At 68.2% G+C, this 418-nt stretch carries 1 protein-coding gene; it reads left to right on the top strand.

The window, feature by feature from the left end; genetic code table 11:
- On the top strand, positions 1-418 hold a 418-nt coding region (locus tag QZH66_RS18545), incomplete at both ends, for an ABC transporter substrate binding protein (protein WP_345783886.1).

The raw sequence follows: 418 nt of genomic DNA, 5'->3' as shown, positions 1-418 counted from the left end.
GCCATGGCTGCGATCGCACCCGTTCACGCCCAGCAGAAATCGGTCGCCGTCACGGCCATCGTCGAACACCCGGCGCTCGACGCCGTGCGCGATGGCGTGCAGGACGCGCTCAAGCAGGCCGGCTACGAATCGGGCAAGAACCTGAAGTGGCAGTACCAGAGCGCCCAAGGCAACACCGGCACCGCCGCGCAGATCGCGCGCAAGTTCGTCGGCGACAAGCCCGACGCCATCGTCGCCATCGCCACGCCCTCGGCCCAGGCCGTGATCGCGTCGACCAAGACGGTGCCCGTGGTGTTCTCGGCCGTGACCGACCCCGTCGCTGCCAAGCTGGTGCCCAACTGGGAGGCCTCGCACACCAACGTGACCGGCGTGTCCGACCTGCTGGCCCTGGACAAGCAGATGGATCTGCTCAAGCAGG

Origin of the sequence: Stenotrophomonas sp. YIM B06876, from assembly GCF_030711595.1 — a bacterium.
Taxonomy (GTDB): Bacteria; Pseudomonadota; Gammaproteobacteria; order Xanthomonadales; family Xanthomonadaceae; genus Stenotrophomonas.
This window is presented reverse-complemented; position numbering and strand designations above follow the sequence as displayed.